Raw genomic sequence first — 3433 nt, forward strand, 5'->3', positions numbered from 1 at the left:
GCTGCTCGCGCCCGTATGGCTGTGGGTCACGACCATGTTCGACGTCATTCAGCGCGAGGTTGCCCGAGCCAAGGAAACCAACATCCAGCAAGCGCCCCTGAGGCGGGCGGTGGCCGAGGACATGGTGGCGCGAGGCGTCTCCTACCGCGCGTTCCTCGTCGAGCCCCGGAACGGCGCCAACCTGCCGGACCTGCGCAAGCCGTGGGGTGACCGTCTCTACAGGGGCATCGAGCGCGAGCTCAGGCGCAGCGGCGGGCGCGACAAGCAGCCGGCTGGGCGTCGATCGGGGTAGGCGGGTTTCCATGGGCGTCGATCTGATGAGCCTCCCCGGAGGAGATGATGGCCCGCCCGGCGGTCACCCTTCCGGCGCGCGGGCAGTGGCGTTGCTGGTGGTCCTGCTGGTCGGGCTGGTCGGGCTGGTCGAGGTCGCCCCAGCACCGGACCTCGTCGGGCTGACGGTCCAGGACGCCGAGTCAAGACTGCACGAGTTCGACGACAGCTGGGTCCTCACGGCGCAGAACGAGGCTCCTGCGGATGTGGACGTCGAGCCGGTCGTCGTGAGCCAAAGCGCGCCGCAGCGGGAGCCGGGTGACCTGATCGAGCTGCAGGAGCGGAGTAGCCATATCGTCCTTCCGGTGACCATCGGGGTGGTCATGCCAGACATCGTCGGCCTGCCAGAGCAGAAGGCCCGTGAGGACCTGCGGGCCCTTGGCCTGGCCACCGTCGAGGTCGACGACCTGACTGACGTCGACAGTCTCGGCCCGGGTGAGCCGTCCTCGGTCACTGTGCGCGGTCAGCGTCCCGCCGCCGGGGAGCTGCTTTCCTTCGACGACACGGTCTCGCTCACGCTGATCTCGGCGCCTTCCGAGCGGGTCGGGGTGCCGACCCTGGTGGGTCAAGACCTGGCCACGGCCCGACGCGTCGTGGCCGAGGCCGGGCTGCGTCTGAGTGCGTCCCAGGACTCGGCGAACGACATCGTGCAGACACAGGATCCTGTTCCTGGTCTGACCGTGGAGCGAGGCAGCGTCGTGTCCGTCGAGGTCGGAGTCCCGCCAGACTTGGTGGAGGTGCCGAACCTGCTGGGACTCACCCCCTCCGAGGCCCGCAACCTGTTGGGCCGCGACCTCATCCTCGGCCCGGTTCCCTCGAATGAGGCGATCATCGGGCAGGCCCCCGCTGCTGCGGAGGACGCGCCGCGCGGCAGCACGATCAGCGTGACGGTCGGCGAACCCACTGACGATGAGGTCGTCGTGCCGACGGTGCTGGGCCGGAGCCTCCAAGATGCCCGGCTGGCTCTGAAGCGCTCCGGGTTGACCGCTGAGTCCAGCGGAGCGGAAGGAACTGTGGTCGAGCAGGATCCGCAGGCTGGAGCCGTGGTGCCGCGCGACACTGCCGTCACCGTCGTCCTCACAGAGAGAAACGTCGAGCCGTTGACCAGGGAGGACGACAGCAGCTGGGGCCAGTGGGGTGGCGTGGCCCTGGCCGCCGGAGCGGCCGCCGTGTTCGCCGGTGCCCGTACGGGGCGTCGACGCGGCCGATCCTGGGCCGGCCGCTCGGTCACGGCGCAGGCCCTACCGTCGCGGCCGCACGTCTCCTTCAGGACACCAGAGTCTGCGGCAGTGATGATTCGGCTCGTCCCACACCCAGGTGGACCGAGGACCTACTCGACGAGGAAGTTCACGTGATGATGATGACGGACACTCCAGCCCCGGAGACAACACCAGCACTACTCACCAGCCGGACGCTTCTGTTCGGCGATGAGGACCAGAGCGGCTCCATCGTGCGCACCGCGCTGAACGTGCACAACCTCACCGCCCGCTCGGGCCTCGGTCCCCTCGCCCGCCGCGCGGCCGCCGGAGCAGTCAGCGACCAGGTGGCCTCGATGGTCCAGCGGCTGGTGGACCTCGACGTCGGCGAGGCGTTGGTCGGCGCGTGGCGCACGCACCGCGACCTCCTCGCCGCGGCCGAGAAGTCGCTCGAGCATCCGGGCAGCCGGGTCACCGTGGTCCTTGCCGACCACGACATCCACGTCGACCACGAACCTGCGGTGGAGGTTCTGTTCGAGACGGTGCGACTGACCACCGTCACGATCGCTGTGGCACTGGATATCAGCGTCGAGGCTCTGGTCGGCGTCGTCGAGCACGGCACGCTCATCGAGATCGCGCACGGTGATGTGCACGTAGCGGGCAGCCTGTCGATGTACGACAAGGAAGTGCTGAAGCGGAGCCGGTCACTGTCCCTGCCCGGTTGGTTCAGCCTGCGCGGTCAGCTGAGGCTGGTGGTCGATCCCCCTGGGAGCCAAGCAGTGGGCTCACCTCCCTCAGAGGGAGCGTCGGACATGTTGAGTGCCACCGTTCGTCCCTCGTGACCCAGGCGTATGCGTAGGCGCGCGAGCGGCCGCGGTGGTGTCCGTCTCGTCGTTGATCTCGTGTGTCGCCACGTGAGAGCGGCTCACGCCGCGACCCTGTCTCATGGGGTGACGATCGCGAAGTCCGGGTCCGGCACGTCCAGGGCGGCGAACAGGCGGGTGAGCACGGTGTCGTCGCCGTCGAGCTGCGCGCCGGCTTCGGCGAGTGCGTCCGCGGTGGCTCCGCCCGCGAGCGCGCTCAACGCCTCCCGCGGCAGGGTCATCCTCGCGTCGGCCGGGTCCGGCCGGTCGGCGGTGCTGTAGGTCAACACGCCGTTGGCCAGCTGCAGCCGGTAGCGACCCGGCGCATCGCTGAACCGCACGTCGAGCGTCAGGCGCTCGTCCCAACAGCGAGGGCCGTCGACCCGCACCGCCACAGCGTCGAAGAGCATCTCCGGGCTCAGGTTGGCCACGATGTCGGGTGAGGCGGTCACCGTCGGGGTGCCGAAGGTTCCGTGCCGCAGCTCGGTGGCGCCCGAGAGGTAGACGCTGCGCCAGGTGCCGTTCTCCGACCCGTAGCCGAGCTGCTCGAACGTGTCTGCGAGCAGCTCACGCGCGACGTCATGACCCGGCTCCGCGAACACGACGTGGCTCAGGATCTCCGCCGCCCAGCGCAGGTCTCCCTCGTCGACCGCCGCGCGCGCCTGCTCGACCACCGCGTCTGCACCCCCCATGGCCTTGACATACCGGCGCCCTGCCTCGACCGGCGGGTGCTGCCACAGGTGCGCCGGGTTGCCGTCGTACCAGCCCATATAGCGCTGATAGATCGCCTTCACGTTGTGGCTGACCGACCCGTAGTAACCACGGGTGTGCCACGCCTTCTCCAGCGCGGGGGGCAGCACCATGGCCTCGGCGATCTCGGCGCCGGTCAGCCCCTGGTTCATCATCCGCAGCGTCTGGTCGTGCAGGTAGGCGTAGAGGTCGCGCTGTTGGCTGAGGAACGTGACCACTCGCTCGGCGCCCCACGTCGGCTAGTGGTGAGACGCGAACGCCACCTCAACGCGATCACCGAAGAGGTCGATCGCC

Annotated in this window: 4 protein-coding genes; 3 read left to right on the plus strand and 1 reads right to left on the minus strand. The window is 69.3% G+C overall.

Annotated features, from left to right (window positions below; all coding sequences use genetic code 11):
- The 3 genes from VJ976_RS08850 to VJ976_RS08860 form a co-directional block, all read left to right on the plus strand.
- On the plus strand, positions 1-292 hold a 292-nt coding region (locus tag VJ976_RS08850), incomplete at its 5' end, for a hypothetical protein (RefSeq protein WP_324099843.1).
- Between the two features lie 10 nt (positions 293-302).
- Positions 303-1685 carry a PASTA domain-containing protein gene (locus VJ976_RS08855; protein ID WP_324099844.1) on the plus strand — a complete coding sequence of 461 codons (1383 nt, stop codon included), beginning with the start codon at positions 303-305 and terminating at the stop codon, positions 1683-1685.
- Positions 1682-2368: a hypothetical protein gene (locus VJ976_RS08860; protein WP_324099845.1), complete on the plus strand. Its 687-nt coding sequence runs from the start codon at positions 1682-1684 to the stop codon at positions 2366-2368. Before VJ976_RS08855 ends, VJ976_RS08860 begins: the two co-directional genes overlap by 4 nt.
- Positions 2369-2469: 101 nt before the next feature.
- Here the strand turns inward: VJ976_RS08860 and VJ976_RS08865 are convergent, their stop codons facing one another.
- The gene (locus VJ976_RS08865; RefSeq protein WP_324099846.1) at positions 2470-3357 is read right to left on the minus strand and encodes an alkyl sulfatase dimerization domain-containing protein; all 888 of its coding nucleotides are present in this window, start codon (positions 3355-3357) and stop codon (positions 2470-2472) included.
- Positions 3358-3433 lie beyond the last annotated feature (76 nt).

The organism is Ornithinimicrobium sp., assembly GCF_035267225.1.
GTDB lineage: Bacteria > Actinomycetota > Actinomycetes > Actinomycetales > Dermatophilaceae > Ornithinicoccus.

Coding starts and splice junctions, on each gene's coding strand:
- VJ976_RS08855 (WP_324099844.1), top strand. CDS start 303: ATGGGCGTCGATCTGATGAGCCTCCCCGGAGGAGATGATGGCCCGCCC.